General features: G+C 70.0%; 17 protein-coding genes. 6 read left to right on the plus strand and 11 right to left on the minus strand.

The window, feature by feature from the left end; translation table 11 throughout:
* Positions 1-20: 20 nt before the first annotated feature.
* A complete protein-coding gene (locus KGR00_RS00680) occupies positions 21-353 on the plus strand; it encodes a thioredoxin family protein (RefSeq protein ID WP_162500853.1) in 333 nt (110 codons plus the stop codon).
* 374 nt (positions 354-727) lie between these two features.
* On the plus strand, positions 728-1,987 hold the full coding sequence (rho, locus tag KGR00_RS00685) for a transcription termination factor Rho (RefSeq protein WP_129140218.1): 1,260 nt from the start codon (positions 728-730) through the stop codon (positions 1,985-1,987).
* A 293-nt stretch (positions 1,988-2,280) separates the two neighbouring features.
* On the opposite strand, the gene KGR00_RS00690 is transcribed toward rho, so the two are convergent.
* Entirely contained in the window at positions 2,281-3,561 is a 1,281-nt protein-coding gene (locus KGR00_RS00690; protein WP_224418089.1) for a Y-family DNA polymerase, read from the minus strand.
* Between the two features lie 8 nt (positions 3,562-3,569).
* Positions 3,570-4,010, minus strand: coding sequence for a translesion error-prone DNA polymerase V autoproteolytic subunit (umuD, locus tag KGR00_RS00695; RefSeq protein ID WP_129140220.1), 441 nt, complete (start codon positions 4,008-4,010; stop codon positions 3,570-3,572).
* A gap of 370 nt (positions 4,011-4,380) precedes the next feature.
* Here umuD and ubiD point away from each other — a divergent pair, with 370 nt between their 5' ends.
* The 4 genes from ubiD to KGR00_RS00715 all read left to right on the plus strand — a co-directional run bounded on the left by ubiD (position 4,381) and on the right by KGR00_RS00715 (position 9,025).
* Positions 4,381-5,865 carry a 4-hydroxy-3-polyprenylbenzoate decarboxylase gene (gene ubiD / locus KGR00_RS00700; RefSeq protein ID WP_224418088.1) on the plus strand — a complete coding sequence of 495 codons (1,485 nt, stop codon included), beginning with the start codon at positions 4,381-4,383 and terminating at the stop codon, positions 5,863-5,865.
* Between the two features lie 35 nt (positions 5,866-5,900).
* The gene (locus KGR00_RS00705) at positions 5,901-6,707 is read left to right on the plus strand and encodes an NAD(P)H-flavin reductase (RefSeq protein ID WP_224418087.1); all 807 of its coding nucleotides are present in this window, start codon (positions 5,901-5,903) and stop codon (positions 6,705-6,707) included.
* Positions 6,704-7,411, plus strand: a complete 708-nt coding sequence (gene folM / locus KGR00_RS00710; protein WP_224418086.1) for a dihydromonapterin reductase — start codon at positions 6,704-6,706, stop codon at positions 7,409-7,411. Before KGR00_RS00705 ends, folM begins: the two co-directional genes overlap by 4 nt.
* A gap of 549 nt (positions 7,412-7,960) precedes the next feature.
* A complete protein-coding gene (locus tag KGR00_RS00715; protein WP_224418085.1) occupies positions 7,961-9,025 on the plus strand; it encodes a 3-deoxy-7-phosphoheptulonate synthase in 1,065 nt (354 codons plus the stop codon).
* A gap of 4 nt (positions 9,026-9,029) precedes the next feature.
* Here KGR00_RS00715 and KGR00_RS00720 read toward each other — a convergent pair whose 3' ends face one another.
* From KGR00_RS00720 to gspF, 9 genes are all read right to left on the minus strand, one after another.
* Positions 9,030-9,752: a type II secretion system protein N gene (locus tag KGR00_RS00720; protein ID WP_224418084.1), complete on the minus strand. Its 723-nt coding sequence runs from the start codon at positions 9,750-9,752 to the stop codon at positions 9,030-9,032.
* A complete protein-coding gene (locus KGR00_RS00725) occupies positions 9,752-10,294 on the minus strand; it encodes a hypothetical protein (RefSeq protein WP_224418083.1) in 543 nt (180 codons plus the stop codon). Before KGR00_RS00725 ends, KGR00_RS00720 begins: the two co-directional genes overlap by 1 nt.
* Positions 10,291-11,589: a type II secretion system protein GspL gene (locus tag KGR00_RS00730; protein WP_224418082.1), complete on the minus strand. Its 1,299-nt coding sequence runs from the start codon at positions 11,587-11,589 to the stop codon at positions 10,291-10,293. Before KGR00_RS00730 ends, KGR00_RS00725 begins: the two co-directional genes overlap by 4 nt.
* The gene (gene gspK, locus KGR00_RS00735) at positions 11,589-12,695 is read right to left on the minus strand and encodes a type II secretion system minor pseudopilin GspK (RefSeq protein WP_224418081.1); all 1,107 of its coding nucleotides are present in this window, start codon (positions 12,693-12,695) and stop codon (positions 11,589-11,591) included. Before gspK ends, KGR00_RS00730 begins: the two co-directional genes overlap by 1 nt.
* On the minus strand, positions 12,692-13,300 hold the full coding sequence (locus KGR00_RS00740; protein WP_224418080.1) for a prepilin-type N-terminal cleavage/methylation domain-containing protein: 609 nt from the start codon (positions 13,298-13,300) through the stop codon (positions 12,692-12,694). Before KGR00_RS00740 ends, gspK begins: the two co-directional genes overlap by 4 nt.
* Positions 13,297-13,689: a type II secretion system protein gene (locus tag KGR00_RS00745; protein WP_224418079.1), complete on the minus strand. Its 393-nt coding sequence runs from the start codon at positions 13,687-13,689 to the stop codon at positions 13,297-13,299. Before KGR00_RS00745 ends, KGR00_RS00740 begins: the two co-directional genes overlap by 4 nt.
* Positions 13,686-14,162, minus strand: a complete 477-nt coding sequence (locus KGR00_RS00750; RefSeq protein WP_224418078.1) for a GspH/FimT family pseudopilin — start codon at positions 14,160-14,162, stop codon at positions 13,686-13,688. The genes KGR00_RS00745 and KGR00_RS00750 overlap by 4 nt, the downstream gene beginning before the upstream one ends.
* On the minus strand, positions 14,159-14,599 hold the full coding sequence (gene gspG, locus KGR00_RS00755) for a type II secretion system major pseudopilin GspG (RefSeq protein WP_224418077.1): 441 nt from the start codon (positions 14,597-14,599) through the stop codon (positions 14,159-14,161). The genes KGR00_RS00750 and gspG overlap by 4 nt, the downstream gene beginning before the upstream one ends.
* Positions 14,600-14,665: 66 nt before the next feature.
* Entirely contained in the window at positions 14,666-15,874 is a 1,209-nt protein-coding gene (gene gspF / locus KGR00_RS00760) for a type II secretion system inner membrane protein GspF (protein WP_224418076.1), read from the minus strand.
* Positions 15,875-15,923: the final 49 nt, after the last annotated feature.

Below are 15,923 nucleotides of genomic sequence, written 5' to 3' on the forward strand. Positions count from 1 at the left end.
ACGAGACGCGAGGGGGCAGCATGGCCGACAGCGCCATCGAAAGGATTTCCGGGGCACGCCTCGAGGCGGATCTCGAATCGCACGAGACGCTGCTGGTGGCGTTCGTCGCCGAGTGGTGCGAACCCTGCCAGACGTTGGTGCCGCGGCTGGAACGCCTGGCCGCACGCCATGAGGGGCGCTTTCGCTGCTATCTGGTGGATGTCGACCGTGAGCCCGATCTGGCGCAGAAGTACGGGGTGCGTGGCATGCCCACGCTGGAACTGTTCGAGGACGGCGATCTCGAGGCGACCCGGGTCGGGGCCCTCGACGACGACCAGCTCGAGCAGTTCGTGACCGCCACCCTGGACAAGTGAGCCGCGTTGCGCCGGGGCTTGCGTTTGCCGCCGGGCTTAACTAACATCGAGACGTTCGCCTGTTCCGAAAGCTTCCCGACCGTCGCGCGGTGCCACCGACGCGGTCATCGTCAAGTCGTCAGTTAGCCCGCTGTTCACCCTGCCACCGTTTTTGGCAGATTCCAGTTGTAAGGAAAGTAACGTCAGGCGAAAGGAACAGCGCCTCCCTCGATTCCGATAGTGCCCATGGCCTCGCCGCGAGCCGCCATGCGACAGCCATATCCGGCGAGAGGCTCACACCGGGCTCTGAACGCACCGCGCGGCGTACCGTCACCGCCTCCTGTCCTATCGGCCCGCAAGCCGCCACGCTGACAAGAGCTATTTCTGAACAAACGATGAATCTAACCGAACTCAAGCAAAAGACCGTTCCGGAGCTGCTGGAGATCGCCCAGCAGATGGGCATCGACAACCTCGCCCGCTCCCGCAAGCAGGACATCATCTTCGCCATCCTCAAGAAGCACGCCAAGAGCGGCGAGGACATCTACGGCGATGGCGTCCTGGAAATCCTTCAGGACGGTTTCGGCTTCCTGCGCAGCGCCGATAGCTCCTATCTGGCCGGGCCCGACGACATCTACGTCTCGCCGTCGCAGATTCGCCGCTTCAACCTGCGCAAGGGCGACTCGATCTCGGGCAAGATTCGACCCCCCAAGGAAGGCGAACGCTATTTCGCGCTGTTGAAGGTCAACCAGATCAACCTCGACAAGCCCGAAAACGCCAAGCACAAGATCCTCTTCGAGAACCTCACGCCGCTGTTCCCCCAGGAACGGCTGGTCATGGAGATCGGCAACGGCTCCACCGAGGACCTCACCGCCCGCATCATCGACCTCACCGCCCCCATCGGCAAGGGCCAGCGCGGTCTGCTCGTCTCGCCGCCCAAGGCGGGCAAGACGCTGATGCTGCAGAACATCGCCACCTCGATCACCCGCAACAATCCCGAGTGCCACCTGATCGTGCTGCTGATCGACGAGCGTCCGGAGGAAGTGACCGAGATGTCGCGCACGGTGCGCGGCGAGGTGGTCGCCTCGACCTTCGACGAGCCGCCGGCCCGCCACGTGCAGGTCGCCGAGATGGTGATCGAGAAGGCCAAGCGCCTGGTCGAGCACAAGAAGGACGTGGTGATCCTGCTCGACTCCATCACCCGCCTGGCGCGTGCCTACAACACCGTGGTGCCGTCCTCCGGCAAGGTGCTCACCGGCGGTGTCGACGCTCACGCCCTGGAGAAGCCCAAGCGCTTCTTCGGTGCGGCGCGCAACATCGAGGAGGGTGGCAGCCTGACGATCATCGCCACCGCGCTGGTCGACACCGGCTCGAAGATGGACGAAGTGATCTTCGAGGAGTTCAAGGGCACCGGCAACATGGAAGCCCACCTCGACCGCAAGCTGGCCGAGAAGCGCGTCTACCCGGCGCTCAACATCCGTCGTTCGGGCACCCGCCGCGAGGACCTGATCGCCTCCGAGGACGAGATGCAGCGCATGTGGATCCTGCGCAAGCTGCTCAACCCGATGGACGATACCGCCGCCACCGAGTTTTTGATCGACCGTCTCAAGGACACCAAGACCAACCTGGAGTTCTTCGAGGCCATGAAGCGCCGCTGATTTCGGCCGGTCGGCTGTACAAGCACCCGCCTCGCCATCGCCAGCGAGCACACTAGCCCGGGTGGTGAACGCGAAGGGGCGGCCTGCCAATGCCGCCCCTTCTGCCGTTCGGGCAGGCGGGTTCTCGCCTCACCGGGGTATTGTCGGCAATCTCTTACACGGCGTGGCGTCTTGCGCTGACATGAAGACCGGGTCATCGGTCACTATGCTGAAGTTGTCGCAGCATTGCTGCCGCATCACTCCAGAAGTTGCCCCACCCCCCGTGGGGCTTTTTTCGTGTCGATGCCCGGTGGTCAGCGGAGCCTGACGCGTGGCAATTCCTCCCAGCGTGTCGTCCAGCGGTTCGTGCGGTTTGCGCAGCGCAGGTGCCAGGCGGCATCGGGACTGGGCATGCCGAACTTCACCGTGCCGCGCCCCATCGTCCTGTTGAGCGTGTCGAGGGTGGCCATCAGGCGCTCGCTGCGCTGTCGGTCGGCGTCGCGCTGCGGCGTATCGAGCAGCGAGAGCTGCTGACGGTGAGCGTCGACCAGATCCAGCAGCATGACCCCGGCCTTCATGTAGCGGTGCCCGTCGCGCTGAATGCGCTGGAGTCCGAGCCGGGCGGCATGCAGGATGTCGCGACTGTCGTCGGTGGGGCGATCCAGTTCGACGATCAGGCTGGGGGAAGACTGGGGCAGGCCCTGGCGGTGCGGGTTGGTCTTGAGGAAGACGAGCACGGCGCGGCACAGGCTGTGCTGCTCGCGCAGCTTCTCGGCGCCGCGCTGGGCGTGTTCGCGGATGGCCTCGCGGAGCTCTCCCGGGTCCTCGGTGAGGCGTCCGAAACTGCGCGAGGTCATGATCCGCTGTCGGGACTCGGCGACGTCGTTCATCTCGATCGCCGGGACGCCCTGGAGCTCGAGCACGGTGCGCTCGAGGACCACGCTGAAGCGGCGGCGGATGCGCCGGGGGTCCTGGTTGCGCAGGTCCCAGGCGGTGCGGATGCCCATCAGGTGCAGGCGCTCGACGAGCCGGCGGCCGACCCCCCAGATGCCGTCCAGTGCGGTGCGCTGGAGCAGCCCCCGGGTCTCCGGGCCGGCGGCGGCGAGCACGCAGACGCCGGCTTCGCCGGGCGCTTGCTTGGCGGCGCGGCTGGCGAGCTTGGCGAGTGTGCGGGTGGGCGCCACACCGACCGAAACGGGGATGCCGGTGTACTGGCGCACCCGCTTGCGCAGCCGGCGGCAGTGCGCGTCCAGGGCGGGGGGCGAGAAGCCCTCGAAACGCACGAACATCTCGTCGATCGAGTAGGGCTCGACCGTGGGGGCGAGTTCCTCGAGGACGGCCTGCACCCGCGAGGCCATGTCGCCGTAGAGCTCGTAGTTGGAGGAGAGCAGCACCAGGCCGTGGCTGCGCACCATGCCCTGGAGCTGGAAGGCGGGGGCGCCCATCGCGACGCCCAGCGCCTTGATCTCGGCGGAGCGGGCGATCACGCAGCCGTCGTTGTTGGAGAGCACGCCGACCGGGACGCCTTCCAGGTCCGGGCGGAAGACCCGCTCGCAGCTCACGTAGAAGTCGTTGCAGTCGATCAGGCCGATCATGGCACGCCTCACACCGGGTATTCGTGGATGACCGCGCGGATCACGCCCCATACCTGGCAGTCGCACGAATCCAGCGGGATCGGGGCATAGCGTGGGTTGCCGGAGGTCAGGCAGTGGCGCGTGTCGAGGATCTCGTAGCGCTTGACGATCAGCTCGCCGTCGACGAGGGCGGCGACGATGTGTCCGGGCCGCGGGTCCAGCGAACGGTCGATGATCAGCAGGTCGTCGGCGTACATGTCGAACGCTTCCATCGAGTCCCCGGTGACGCGCATGAAGAAGGTGGCGCTGGGGCGCTTGATCAGATGTTCGTTGAGATCCAGCTGGCGGCCCTCGTAGTCCTGGGCCGGAGAGGGAAAGCCCGACAGCCCGGCGCGGATGAGCGTTTCCGGATAGGGCAGCCCGAGGGCGCTGGCCGGTCTTTGCGGCCGGTAGAGGGTAGGCGGTGACATGGGGGTTCCCCGTCGGTATCGGTAACTGTATTTATGTACAGTATTCAACGAAGACAGCGCTTAGGCAAACACCAACCCCGTATCCGGCAGGGGCTTCGACGCTGGCGACGGGGAGGCGCGCCAACGACCCGGACCCCAGGCCGAGCATCGCGCACGGCACCACGCAGGATGGGGGCGGCGGGTCGGCGCGATCGGTCGTGATTTCCATTCGGCGTTGGCTGGCTGGTCATGACTCGGGCGCGTAGAATCCCGCCCAGTGCCTGCTGTCGTCCCCGCGCCCGGTGCCCGTGGTGGCAGGCTGACGGGCGACGTCGCGACATTCGCCGGGGTTCTGCATGACTATCAATCGCTGGGTGGCGTTACCGTTATCATGAAGTACAGGGATTTACGCGAGTTCATCGCGGCGCTCGAGACGCAGGGCGAACTGCATCGTGTCACCGCCGAGGTCGACCCCTACCTGGAGATCACCGAGATCTGCGACCGGACGCTGCGCGCCGGCGGGCCGGCGCTGCTGTTCGAGAACGTCAAGGGCCACGACATGCCGGTGCTCGGCAACCTGTTCGGCACCCCGCGGCGGGTGGCGCTGGGCATGGGACAGGACAGCGTGACGGCGCTGCGCGAGGTCGGCGAGCTGCTGGCCTTCCTCAAGGAGCCGGAGCCGCCCAAGGGCTTTCGCGACGCCCTCGACAAGCTGCCGGTGTTCCGCCAGGTGATGAGCATGGGGCCCAAGACGCTGCGCAAGGCGCCGGTGCAGGAGGTGGTGCACGAGGGCGAGGCGGTCGATCTCGACCGCATTCCCATCCAGCACTGCTGGCCGGGCGATGCCGCGCCGCTGGTGACCTGGGCGCTGGTGGTCACGAAGGGGCCCCACAAGACGCGCCAGAACCTGGGGATCTACCGCCAGCAGAAGCTGGGGCGCAACCGGCTGATCATGCGCTGGTTGAGCCACCGCGGCGGCGCGCTGGATTTCCAGGAATTCCAGCGGGCGCATCCCGGCGAGCCGTTCCCGGTGGCGGTGGCGCTGGGCGCCGATCCGGCGACCATCCTCGGCGCGGTGACCCCGGTGCCGGATACGCTCTCCGAGTACGCCTTCGCCGGGCTGCTCAGAGGCTCGCGCACCGAGCTGGTCAAGTGCGGCCACGCCGATCTCGAGGTGCCGGCGTCGAGCGAGATCGTCCTGGAAGGCTTCATCTATCCCGACGATGTCGCCGAGGAGGGCCCCTACGGCGATCACACCGGCTACTACAACGAGGTCGAGACCTTCCCGGTGTTCACCGTCGAGCGCATCACTCACCGCCGCAAGCCGATCTATCACTCGACCTACACCGGCCGGCCGCCCGACGAGCCGGCGGTGCTGGGGCTGGCGCTCAACGAGGTGTTCGTCCCCATCCTGCGCAAGCAGTTCCCGGAGATCGTCGATTTCTACCTGCCGCCGGAAGGCTGTTCCTACCGCATGGCGGTGGTGACCATGAAGAAGCAGTATCCCGGCCACGCCAAGCGGGTGATGATGGGCGTTTGGAGTTTCCTGCGTCAGTTCATGTACACCAAGTTCGTGATCGTGCTCGACGACGACGTCGACGCGCGCCGCTGGGAGGACGTGATCTGGGCGATCACCACGCGCATGGATCCGGTGCGTGATACGGTGATGGTCGAGAACACGCCCATCGACTATCTCGACTTTGCCTCGCCGGTCGCCGGGCTGGGCTCGAAGATGGGCCTCGATGCGACCAACAAGTGGCCGGGCGAGACCGATCGCGAGTGGGGCCAGCCGATCGTCATGGACGAGAGCGTCAAGACGCGCGTCGACGCGCGCTGGAATGAACTGGGCATCCCGCTGCCCGACGAGGATCGCTGAATGCCAGCGCCCGCATCCATCGACATGAGGACAGCATGACGGCAAGGACCCTGACCTTTCAGGTGGCGTCGGTGGAGGATCTCACTCCCGACGTCTTCCGCGTGCGACTCGAGGGTCGCGCCGAGGCGGTGACTCATGCACCGGGGCAGTATCTCGAGCTCAAGCTCGATGACCAGACCTGGGTGCCGTTCTCGATCGCCAACGCCCATCGGGGCGACGGCAGCATCGAGCTGCACATCCAGCACTGGCCGGAGCGCGCCAATTCGCAGCGGCTGCGCGAGCTCATGCAGCATCTCGCCCGGCTCACCGTGCGCCTGCCGGGCGGCGAGTGCGTGCTCGACGCCGACAGCAATCGGCCGCTGCTGCTGATCGCCGCAGGTACCGGTTTCGCCCAGATGAAGGCGCTGCTCGAGGCGGCCTTCGCCGCCGACGATGCGCTGCCGGTCGAGTTCTGGTGGGCGGTCCGCGAGCGTCGCGACTTCTACCTCGAGAGTCTGGCCCGCGACTGGGCCGCGCGTTACCCCAACTTCCGCTTCCACGCCGTCGCCGAGGAACCGCTCGAGGCCGGCTTCGAGGCCGAACGGGTCTTCGCCCACCAAGGGCGGGTGGATGCCGTGCTGGCCGAGTCGGTCGACGACGTCTCGGGCTATGATGTCTACCTGTCCGGCTCGCCGGGCATGGTCTATGCCTGCGTCGACGCCCTGGCGACGCGCGGCCTGGACACGGCCCGCGTGTATTCCGACGTCTTCGCCTATGCGCCGCGGGACCCGCTCTTTCCGCCGCTCGAGCCGGTGGCCTCCGTGCATGACACCACGCCCGACCTGAACGGGACGCGGTCGTGAGCGTCGCGCCGATTCTGATCACCGGCGGCGGCCAGCGCATCGGCCGGCACTGCGCCGAACGGCTGGCCGACGACGGGCATCCGGTGATCGTCAGCTACCGCCGCGAGCGCCCCGAGCTCGAGGCGCTGCGTCGGCGCGGCGTGGTGACCCTGCAGGCGGACTTCGCCGAGGCGGCCGGGATTCTCGATTTCATCCGCCGTCTGCGCGACGAGACCGACGCCCTGCGGGCGATCATCCACAACGCCGCGGCCTGGGTGGCGGATGACGACGATCCGGACGGCGCGCGCTTCGAGCGGCTGTTTCGTGTCCACATGCAGGCGCCGTACCTGATCAACCGGCATTGCCGGGACCTGCTCGAGGCATGCAGCGAGCCGCAGCGCGACATCATCCACATCACCGACCACCTGGCCGGCGGCGGGATGAGCGAGCATGCCGCCTATGCCGCCACCAAGGCGGGGCTCGAGAACCTGACGCGCTCCTTCGCCCGACGCTATGCGCCGAGTATCCAGGTCAACGCCATCGCCCCGGGGCCGGTGATGCTCGGCGGCGACGATGACGAGGCCATCGCCGAGGCGGTGCGCCGGCGTTCGGCGATGGGCCTGGTGCCCGGGCCGGGCGTGATCTATCAGAGCGTTCGCTACCTGCTCGACAACCGCTTCACGACCGGCATCACGCTGCCGGTGGACGGCGGCCTGGAAGCGTGAGCGGCACCGGGCCCCGACAGGGCGCCGGGCCGATCGCCGGGGTTGCCAAACCCCGTCCAGCGTGTAGGATGAAAGGCGAGACTCACGGAGACGACCCATGCCCCGCCAAGCCCTTGCCGACATCGCCAGCGCTGCCCGCTTCCGGGTGGACGCCTGCGCGTGCCTCGGTCATGGCTATTGGTATTGGTTTACCGGCGGTGCGCCCGCCGGCTCGGCCACCTAGCCCGAGCCGGAGCGCACCCTGAACCGCAGGGTTGCCTCCCGAAAGAACCCCCGTCGGCAACCCGGCGGGGGTTTTTTCATGGGCACCAACCGATTGCATGACCGGCGAGTGCCGGACGCTCACGACCAGGAGACTGACTCATGACCCGCATGCCCTTCGTCCATCACGGCTTCGACACCGACTATCGCGGCGAGGGTTATTGGCGATTTAGCGACGCCCGGTCAGCGCAGTCAGCCACCTCTGGCCGGGTGACCCTGGGTGGCCAACGAACGCCCCGATGTCCCCGAATCCGCCATTGACGCGGACGCGCCAGGAAGTGAATCGCCATGAACGCACCCATGACCCTCGATCTCTCCGCCGTCGACTCCCCTCGGACGGCCACCCATCGTCCCCTGCCCACCCCCGCCGAGCTGCGCCGCGAACTGCCGGTCGACGCTGAACTCGCCTCACGCCTCGCCGACCAGCGCCAGGCTGTTCGCGATGTCCTCGCCGGGCGCGACGAGCGCCTGCTGGTAGTGGTCGGCCCGTGCTCGATCCATGATCCCGACGCCGCGCTGGAGTACGCCGAACGCCTGGCCGCGCTGCAGGCCAGCGTGGCCGATCGTTTGCTGCTGGTGATGCGGGTCTACGTCGAGAAGCCGCGCACCACGGTGGGCTGGAAGGGGCTGGCCTATGACCCGCACCTGGACGGTAGCGATGACATGGCGGCGGGGCTGGCCAGCGCCCGGCGGCTGATGCGCGATGTCGCCGCGCTGGGCCTGCCGGTGGCCACCGAGCTGTTGCAGCCGATGGCCGCGGCCTATTTCGACGATCTTCTGAGCTGGGTGGCGATCGGCGCGCGCACCACCGAGTCGCAGATCCACCGCGAGCTGGCCAGCGGGCTCGACGCCTGTGTCGGCTTCAAGAACGGCACCCAGGGCAATGTCGACGTGGCGGTGGCGGCGATGCAGTCGGCGGCGCACCCGCATCGCCACTTCGGGGTCACCGCCGCGGGCACGCCGGCGATGATCGAGACCCCGGGCAACCCCTTCACCCATCTGGTGCTGCGCGGGGGCCAGGACGGACCCAACCACGATGCCGCCAGCATCGCCGCCAGCCGCCGCGCGCTGGAGGCCGCCGGGCTGACACCGCGGCTGATGGTCGACTGCAGCCACGCCAATTCGCGCAAGGATCACCGCCGCCAGACCGAGGTGCTACACAGCGTGGTCGACCAGCGCCTGGCCGGTGAGCGCGCGCTGATGGGAGTGATGCTCGAAAGCCACCTCTTCGAGGGCAAGCAGCCGCTCAACCCGGCCGCGCTGCGCTACGGCGTCTCGATTACCGATGCCTGCCTGGGCTGGGAGACGACCGCGCAGCAGCTCATGCGTGCCGCCGAGCGTCTGCGCGGCTGACGCGCTACCAGCGGAAGCGCTGCTCGATGCGCTCGCCGCGGGCGTCGGGGTCGAGACGCCGGCGCCACTCGGCCAGCGGATGGCTATCGGCGATGCGCCCGCGCAGCTCACCCTGGCGGTTGTCGGGGTCGAGCGTCAGCGCGAGCGCCAGGGCCTGACCCTGTTCCAGATTCAGCCGCAGCTCGGGGGTGCCGCCACGGCATGTGAGCTGCAGTTTGGCGTGACCTAGTTCGACCCGGGTCGGGGCGAGCAAGGTCACGCTGGAGGCCGTCAGCGCGCCGTGGCTGGCGAGACAGCGGGTGCCGCGCAGGGTGACCTTGAGCTGCCCCTCCCAGCGCCCCGCCAGCGCCAGCGGCAGACGCGAGAGATCGAGCGCGTCGAGGCCGCCGCCGCTGAGCGTCCAGTGGGTGTCGAGGCCGTGCCAGGCGCCGCGGGCATGCCAGGCGCCGCTGCCTTCACCGAGGGTGAGCGTCAGCCGCCCGGGCCAGGCCAGCTGCCAGTCGAGGGGGCCCAAGGCCAGTGGCCAGCCAGCGGCGCGCCAGGCGATGCGCGCCACGCGGCCCGCCACCAGTGTCCCCGAGGGGGCGGCCAGAGTGACATCGTGGGCCACCGCCGCCCGCGGGCCGAGGGTCGTTAGTGGCCAGGTCAGGGCCAACGTCGAGACGAAGACGAGGGCCACCGTCAGCCCCGCGCCGAGCATGCCCAGCACACCGATTGCGCGTCGCATCAGCGGCTCTCCGTCGCGGTCGCGGTGGTATCCAGCGGTGCCGATTCCGCCACCGGCCCTGAGTTCGACTCCGCCCCCGACGCTGGCTCAGATGCCGGCCTTTCGAGCTGACTGCGCCAGTGCGCTGCCAGCGCCAGGCTCTGCCCCTCGCGGCGTTCGAGCTGCCAGGCCACCGCCCACCAGCCGTGCTGTGCCGCCCAGCGCGCGAAGTCGCTGAACGCCTCGGGCGAGGGCGCCTCGCCGTGGGTCGTGATGCCGCGCGCCGTCACCTCGATACGGGTCAGCGCCAGACCCTGTTCCACCGCGGCGCTGCGCCAGGTTGCGGCGTCCACCGGTGTGATCGGCGGCAGCCGCAGCAGGTTCGGCCCCGGCTTCGCCGCGGCGAACGGCTCGCTACCCGCGGGCAGAGACGAGAGCGCGGCGTGGCCGGCGTAGGCCAGCACGCCGACCAGTGCCAACACCAGGAGTCCTTTCTCCCGCCCCGAGCGTGCCGCCCACAGCGGCGCCAGGCGAGCGGGCAGACGGGGGGCGAATCGGCTCATGGCGTGGGCTCCGGAGTGTCGGCGGCGAGGGAAAGCTTCAGGCTCAGCTCGCCCGGCAGCGCCTGCCACTGCGCCTCACCCAGCGTGGCGAGGGCCTGGCGGGCCCGGTTCAGCACCACCGGCGCCGGCGGCTCGGGGTAGCGCCAGGCCAGGGTCGCCCGATTACCGCTGACCGCCAGCCGTGATAGCTGCCAGGGCGTGGCGGCGAGCTGTGCCGTGGCCGTTGCCAGGGCCTCGCTGAGCTGATGATTGCGCCGGGCCAGGGCGTCGATGGCATCGGCGCGGCTGGCCAGCGCCGCCTGGGCGTCGGCCGGCGCTGGGCCGACGAAGCGCGCGGCCAGCGCCGCCGCCTGACGCTGGCTCGTCGCGGCGTCTTCGCGCCAGCTCGTGGCCAGCCACAGCGAGGCGTCGAGCAGCGCCAGCAGGGCGATGGCACCCGCCAGCCAGCGCGTACGTCGCTGCAGCTGCCAGGTGATCCCTTGCCGGCGCGCGCCGCTGTCATCGGCGAACGGCAGCGCGGCGGGAGGCTGAGCCGCCAGCCAGGTGAGGCTGCGGCGTCGGGCCTGCTCGACGACCGCTTCGCCGCCATCATGCTGTTCGTCATCGTCTCTTTCGCCATCGCCATCGCCATCGCCATCGACTACCTGGCACTCACGCTCGCGCCAGGCCGGCGGCAGCGGCCAGTCACGCGGCCACGCCAGCCACTGGCGAGTCTCCGGTGCGCCCGGCGCCACGGGCGCGGCCAGCCCCAGGCACAGCCGGTGGCTGCCGTCGTCGAGGGTGGTGATCTGATCCGGCCTCGCCGGCCGTGGCAGCGCCAGGAAGGCGCAGCTCCAGCCCGTCGGTGCCAGGCCGAGGCGCTGCGCCCAGGCGTGCCAGGCGGCGAGTTCGGCCCGCGGCAGAGCGATCAGCTCCAGGTGGCCGCGACCGCGCTGCAGCGCCTGCAGGTGGAGCTGGTCGACCGCCTCACTGGTCACCGTTTCCAGCAGCAGCGGCCATTCGCGGCGCTTGAGCCCGCGCGGTGCGGCGAGATGGAAATGGCTGACCGCATCCGCCGCCAGCAGCAGGGTGACCGGGTGGCTGGCGGCCAGCCGCGTCAGCGCCTGCCACGCCTCAGGCGGGCTGGTGTCGCTCAGGGTGTGCGGCGTGGCGCCCTCCAGGCACCAATCGACACGAAGCCGGGTGTCGGCGTCCGTCTCTGTTTCAGCGCTGGCATCGATGAGCGGCGCGAGGCGCTGGCGCGGGGCGACCAGCAGGCGGATAGCGGCGCGCGCCGGGCGTGCGGATCGGCGCATCAGGGTGACTCCTGGGTAAAGACGTTGTCCGCCGCCGGCTCGGCGGCGTCGGTCGAGATAGCGTGGGTCGAAATAGCGTCGAGGCGGGCGCTGGGGTAGCCGCTGCGGCGGCTCAGCACCCGTACCCGCGCCGCCGGCTGGCGGGGATAGAAGGCGCTGGTGCCCTCGGCCAGCAGCAGGCGCTGGAAGTCGTAGTGGCGATCCGCCAGGCGGATGCGGATATCCAGCGCCACATAGTCCGGGGTCAGGCGCAGGCGGTTGCCGTAGCGTTCGAGCCAGGGGGCATCGCCGCCCAGCGCCTGGCGCACCGCGTCGAGGTCCGTGTAGCCACCCGGCGGGCGGGCGCGCAGCAGCGTGGCCAGGGCGCCGCGGTCGACCTGGCCGACGAACAGCGCATCCAGCAGCGGCAGATCGCCGGGGCCCAGGGCGTTGAGATCGAGCCGCCAGGGGCCGTCGTCGGGCAGCGCGCAGAGCTCGTCGAAACGCCCGGCGCGGCGGCTGTCCAGCGGCGCCAGCCAGTTGATCTCGCTGGGATCGCGCAGCCAGGTGTCGGCGCTCGTCCGGGGCGGGTCGAGGCGCGCATAGTCGGCACCATCCATGCCGCCGACCCGGGCGATGTTGTCGGGATCGATCCAGTCGGCGAGACGGGCGACGAAGGTATCCGGGGTCATGCCTACGAGGCGCTCACTGGCATAGGTCGCCACCCAGTAGCGCAGCTGCTGCTGGGCCAGCGCCGCCTGGCTGCCGCCCAGGGCGTTGAGGTTGAAGCAGGTGCGCAGGTCGTGCACCACCAGGCGCAGCTCGCCGGCGTCGGTGGGGTAGCGCAGCGGCCGCCCGGCCAGGGTCTGCCACCACAGGTCGGCGTGGCGCACCGCGGCATCGGTGAGCGCACGGCGGGCGATGATCTCAGCGCCGCGGGCGTAGAACTCGGCCTGGGTCTCCTGCTGCAGCAGTTCGAGACGGGTCAGCTCGCGCCGCCCCTGCAGCGTCAGCGCACTCAGCGTGATGCTCACCAGCGCCAGCGCCAGCAGCACCATCAGCAGCGCCGCCCCGCGCTGGCGCGGCGCCCCCGCGGGCTCACGCCGGGCTGGCGGCGACACGCTCATGGCAGCAGCTCCGGCAGGACCACGGTCAGCGTCACCGGGCGCCCATGACGCTGCCACTGCACGCGTACACCCTGGGCGATGCCGTTCGGCGGCGGCGCGGCGAGCCAGCGCCCGGCGACGAAGAACGCGAACGTCAGGGAATTGACGCCTTCGAGTGCCGCCACCCGCTGCCACTCGGGCTCACCGGCGGCATCGAGCAGCCCGCTGGAATCGAGCGTCAGGGTGGCACTGTCGCGATCCCACTGCAGGCGCTGGCGGCGCAGGCGAGTGTAGAAATCGCCCACCGGCAGCGACACCGCGCCCAGCGAGACCCACTCCAGCCGTGCCAGGTCGGCACGATAGGCCAGCGGCAGGTTGAATAGCTGCCGCCCCCCGGCGTGCACCGGGCGCTGCACCAGCGCCTCCAGACGCCGTGAGAGCAGGCGGCTGATATCGATCTCCGCGTCCAGCGGCGCCGGTTCGGCGAAGCGCTCGCGCGCACTCACCAACTGCTCGACCAGCGCCGCCACGCCGATGCCGATCAGCGCGGTCAGGGCGATGGCGATCATCACCTCGAGCAGGGTGAAGCCGCGCTGGCGCGGCGTCGTTGGGGTCGGCGGTCTCATGGCGGTGCCAGATAGAGCGTGAAGGTGAGTATCGGATGCGCCCGGGCCGGGGTGTCGTAGAGCGCCAGGCGGCCCTGACGCAGCCGCTGGATCGGCGTGGCGCTCACCGTCAGCCGCCACCAGCAGGTGTGCCCCGCCTGACTCAGCTCGCCCTGCTGGGTCCCCAGGCGCGGCCAGTAGTGGTCGAGCGCCGCACGGCTTTCGAACTCCCGCGCGCACAGCAGCATGGGCGCGCGGCGCGCCGCACTCTCGGCGATGCGTACGCGCTGCTGCACCCCCTGGGCGACGATCGCCGCGATCAGCGCCAGGATGAACAGCGCCACCATCACCTCGAGCAGGGTGAAGCCGCGCTGGCATGGGGCCTCGTGGTCGCCGGGCCTGGTGCTCATCGCCCACGGCCTGTCACGCTGACCCCGAGCGCGTCCACCGCCAGGGTGCGGCGGGCGCCGTCGCTGGCCAACTGGATATGCGCACCCACCACCTCGCCATCGGGCAGCCACACCAGCCAGGGCGTGGTGGTATCGGCGGCCGGCGGCTGACGGCTGGGCCGCAGCGGCGGGTCCCAGCGCTGGGCGGCCAGTCCCAGGCGCTCGCCGAAGGCCTGCCAGCCGTGGCCGGGCTGCCAACTGACGAAGCGATAGCCGTCGCCCTGCGGCTGCCAGCCGATCACCCGCTGGCGCGCGCGGGCGACGTCCGCGGCCAGGCGGAAGGTGCCGGCCAGGTCGCGCGCCTCGCGGTCGAGCCGCTCGCCGGGGCGTGTGCCCGCCAGCCAGGCCACGGCGAGGCTTGCGCCGAGGGCGATGATCACGATCACCACCAGCAGCTCGATCAGCGAGAAGCCCCGGGCAGCGCGCGCGCTCACAGCATCCAGTTGCCGATGTCGGCATCGATGCCCTCGCCGCCGGGCTGGTCGTCGGCGCCCAGGCTGTAGAGATCGACCCGCCCGTGCTGGCCGGGGCTGGCATAGTGGTAGGGGTGGCCCCAGGGGTCTTCGGGCAAACGCCGGATATAGCCGCCTTTGCGGTAGTTGTCCGGCTGCGGGTCGCTGCTGGGGGGGCTGACCAGTGCCGCCAGCCCCTGCTGGGTGGTGGGGTAGCGGTAGTTGTCGAGACGGTACATGTCGAGCGCCTGCTCGAGGGTCGAGAGATCGGCGCGCGCCTTCTGCTGCATGGCGTCGTCCTGGTTGCTGAGCACGTTGGGGGCGACGATCGCCACCAGCAGACCGATGATGAAGATCACCACCATGATCTCGAGCAGGGTGAAACCGGACTGGTGGCCGGGGTGGGGAGCGCGTGTCATGCCGTTGCCTCTCTCGTCGTTGTCGTATCAGTCGTTTGCGTCATGGCTTGCGGGCCTGCCGGGGCGCTACAGCGCCACGCTGCTGTTGAGCTGCATGATCGGCAGCAGGATGGCCAGCACCACGGTCAGCACCACCGCGCCCATGACCAGGATCATCAGCGGTTCGAACAGCGCCAGGGCCATGTCGACGCGGCGGTTGAAGGTGCTCTCCTGGGCGTCGGCGATGCGTTCGAGCATGCGGTCCAGGGTGCCGCTGGCCTCGCCGCTGGCGACCATGTGCAGCAGCGAGGGCGAGAAGCGCCCCGACTCCTGCATCGCCCGGTGCAGGCTGATCCCGCTTTCGACGCGCTGCTCGATCAGCGCCACCGCCTCGCGCATGCCGTGGTTGCCCAGGGTGTCGCGGCTTACCCGCAGTGCTTCCAGCAGGGCGATGCCGCTGCGCGTGAGGATCGCCAGGGTGCGGGTCAGGCGCCCGGTATCGAGCAGCCGGATCAGCTCGCCCAGGCGCGGCAGGCCGAGCAGCAGGGCGTCGAGCCGCGCCCGCGGCGCCGGGCGGCGCAGTATCCGCGCCGCCAGCGGCACGCCCAGCAGCAACAGCGCGAGCAGCCACGGACCCAGGCTCAGCATCAGATGGGAGAGGCCGATCATCAGCCGGGTCAGCCACGGCAGTGCCATGTCGGAGCGCTCGAACTGCTGTGCCAGGCGCGGCACCACCCAGGTCATCAGCCCGCTCACCACCGCCAGCGAGACCCCCGCCAGCACCAGCGGATAGACCAGCGCGGTGCGCGCCTTCTGGCGCTGCGCCTGGACCCGTTCGAGGTGGTCGGCCAGGCGTTCGAGTACCAGCGCCAGGCGCCCGGCGCGCTCGCCGGCGGCGACCAGCGAGCGGTAGAGCAGATCGAAGCTCGCGTGGGGCTTCAGGCTGTCGGCCAGCGAGTGGCCCTCGCGCACCCGGTTGCCCACCGCCAGCAGCAGCGCGCGCTCGCGCTGGCGCTCGGCCTGGCGGGTGAGGGCGTCGAGGGCGTCGCTGAGCGGTATGCCGGCATCGATCAGGGTCGCCAGCTGGCGCGTGAGCAGCGCCAGGCTGGTGGTATCGAGGCGCCCGCGGCCCGCGCCGCGGCCCGGGGCCTCGGCGCCACGCACCAGCGCCAGGCGGCGCGGGAACAGACCGCGTTCGTGCAGTAGCTGGCGCGCCTGACGTTCGCTCTCGGCCTGCAGCACGTCGCGCTGGCGGCGGCCGTCGGGGCTCAGGGCGACATAACGATAGGTGGGCATCGACTCTCCCCAGTAGCGATGTCGATATGGCGCCCGTCACGCATCGCGA

The organism is Modicisalibacter sp. MOD 31.J (assembly GCF_020147985.1).
Lineage (GTDB): Bacteria > Pseudomonadota > Gammaproteobacteria > Pseudomonadales > Halomonadaceae > Modicisalibacter > Modicisalibacter coralii.

Bases quoted from the DNA above. Each gene is read 5' to 3' on its own strand.
- umuD (WP_129140220.1), bottom strand. From the start codon at position 4,010: ATGTCACCGCCTACCCTCTACCGGCCGCAAAGACCGGCCAGCGCCCTC.
- KGR00_RS00740 (WP_224418080.1), bottom strand. From the start codon at position 13,300: ATGAGACCGCCGACCCCAACGACGCCGCGCCAGCGCGGCTTCACCCTG.
- rho (WP_129140218.1), top strand. From the start codon at position 728: ATGAATCTAACCGAACTCAAGCAAAAGACCGTTCCGGAGCTGCTGGAG.
- ubiD (WP_224418088.1), top strand. From the start codon at position 4,381: ATGAAGTACAGGGATTTACGCGAGTTCATCGCGGCGCTCGAGACGCAG.
- KGR00_RS00730 (WP_224418082.1), bottom strand. From the start codon at position 11,589: ATGCGCCGATCCGCACGCCCGGCGCGCGCCGCTATCCGCCTGCTGGTC.
- KGR00_RS00690 (WP_224418089.1), bottom strand. From the start codon at position 3,561: ATGATCGGCCTGATCGACTGCAACGACTTCTACGTGAGCTGCGAGCGG.
- gspK (WP_224418081.1), bottom strand. From the start codon at position 12,695: ATGAGCGTGTCGCCGCCAGCCCGGCGTGAGCCCGCGGGGGCGCCGCGC.
- gspF (WP_224418076.1), bottom strand. From the start codon at position 15,874: ATGCCCACCTATCGTTATGTCGCCCTGAGCCCCGACGGCCGCCGCCAG.
- KGR00_RS00705 (WP_224418087.1), top strand. From the start codon at position 5,901: ATGACGGCAAGGACCCTGACCTTTCAGGTGGCGTCGGTGGAGGATCTC.
- KGR00_RS00725 (WP_224418083.1), bottom strand. From the start codon at position 10,294: ATGAGCCGATTCGCCCCCCGTCTGCCCGCTCGCCTGGCGCCGCTGTGG.
- KGR00_RS00680 (WP_162500853.1), top strand. From the start codon at position 21: ATGGCCGACAGCGCCATCGAAAGGATTTCCGGGGCACGCCTCGAGGCG.
- KGR00_RS00745 (WP_224418079.1), bottom strand. From the start codon at position 13,689: ATGAGCACCAGGCCCGGCGACCACGAGGCCCCATGCCAGCGCGGCTTC.
- KGR00_RS00715 (WP_224418085.1), top strand. From the start codon at position 7,961: ATGAACGCACCCATGACCCTCGATCTCTCCGCCGTCGACTCCCCTCGG.
- gspG (WP_224418077.1), bottom strand. From the start codon at position 14,599: ATGACACGCGCTCCCCACCCCGGCCACCAGTCCGGTTTCACCCTGCTC.
- KGR00_RS00720 (WP_224418084.1), bottom strand. From the start codon at position 9,752: ATGCGACGCGCAATCGGTGTGCTGGGCATGCTCGGCGCGGGGCTGACG.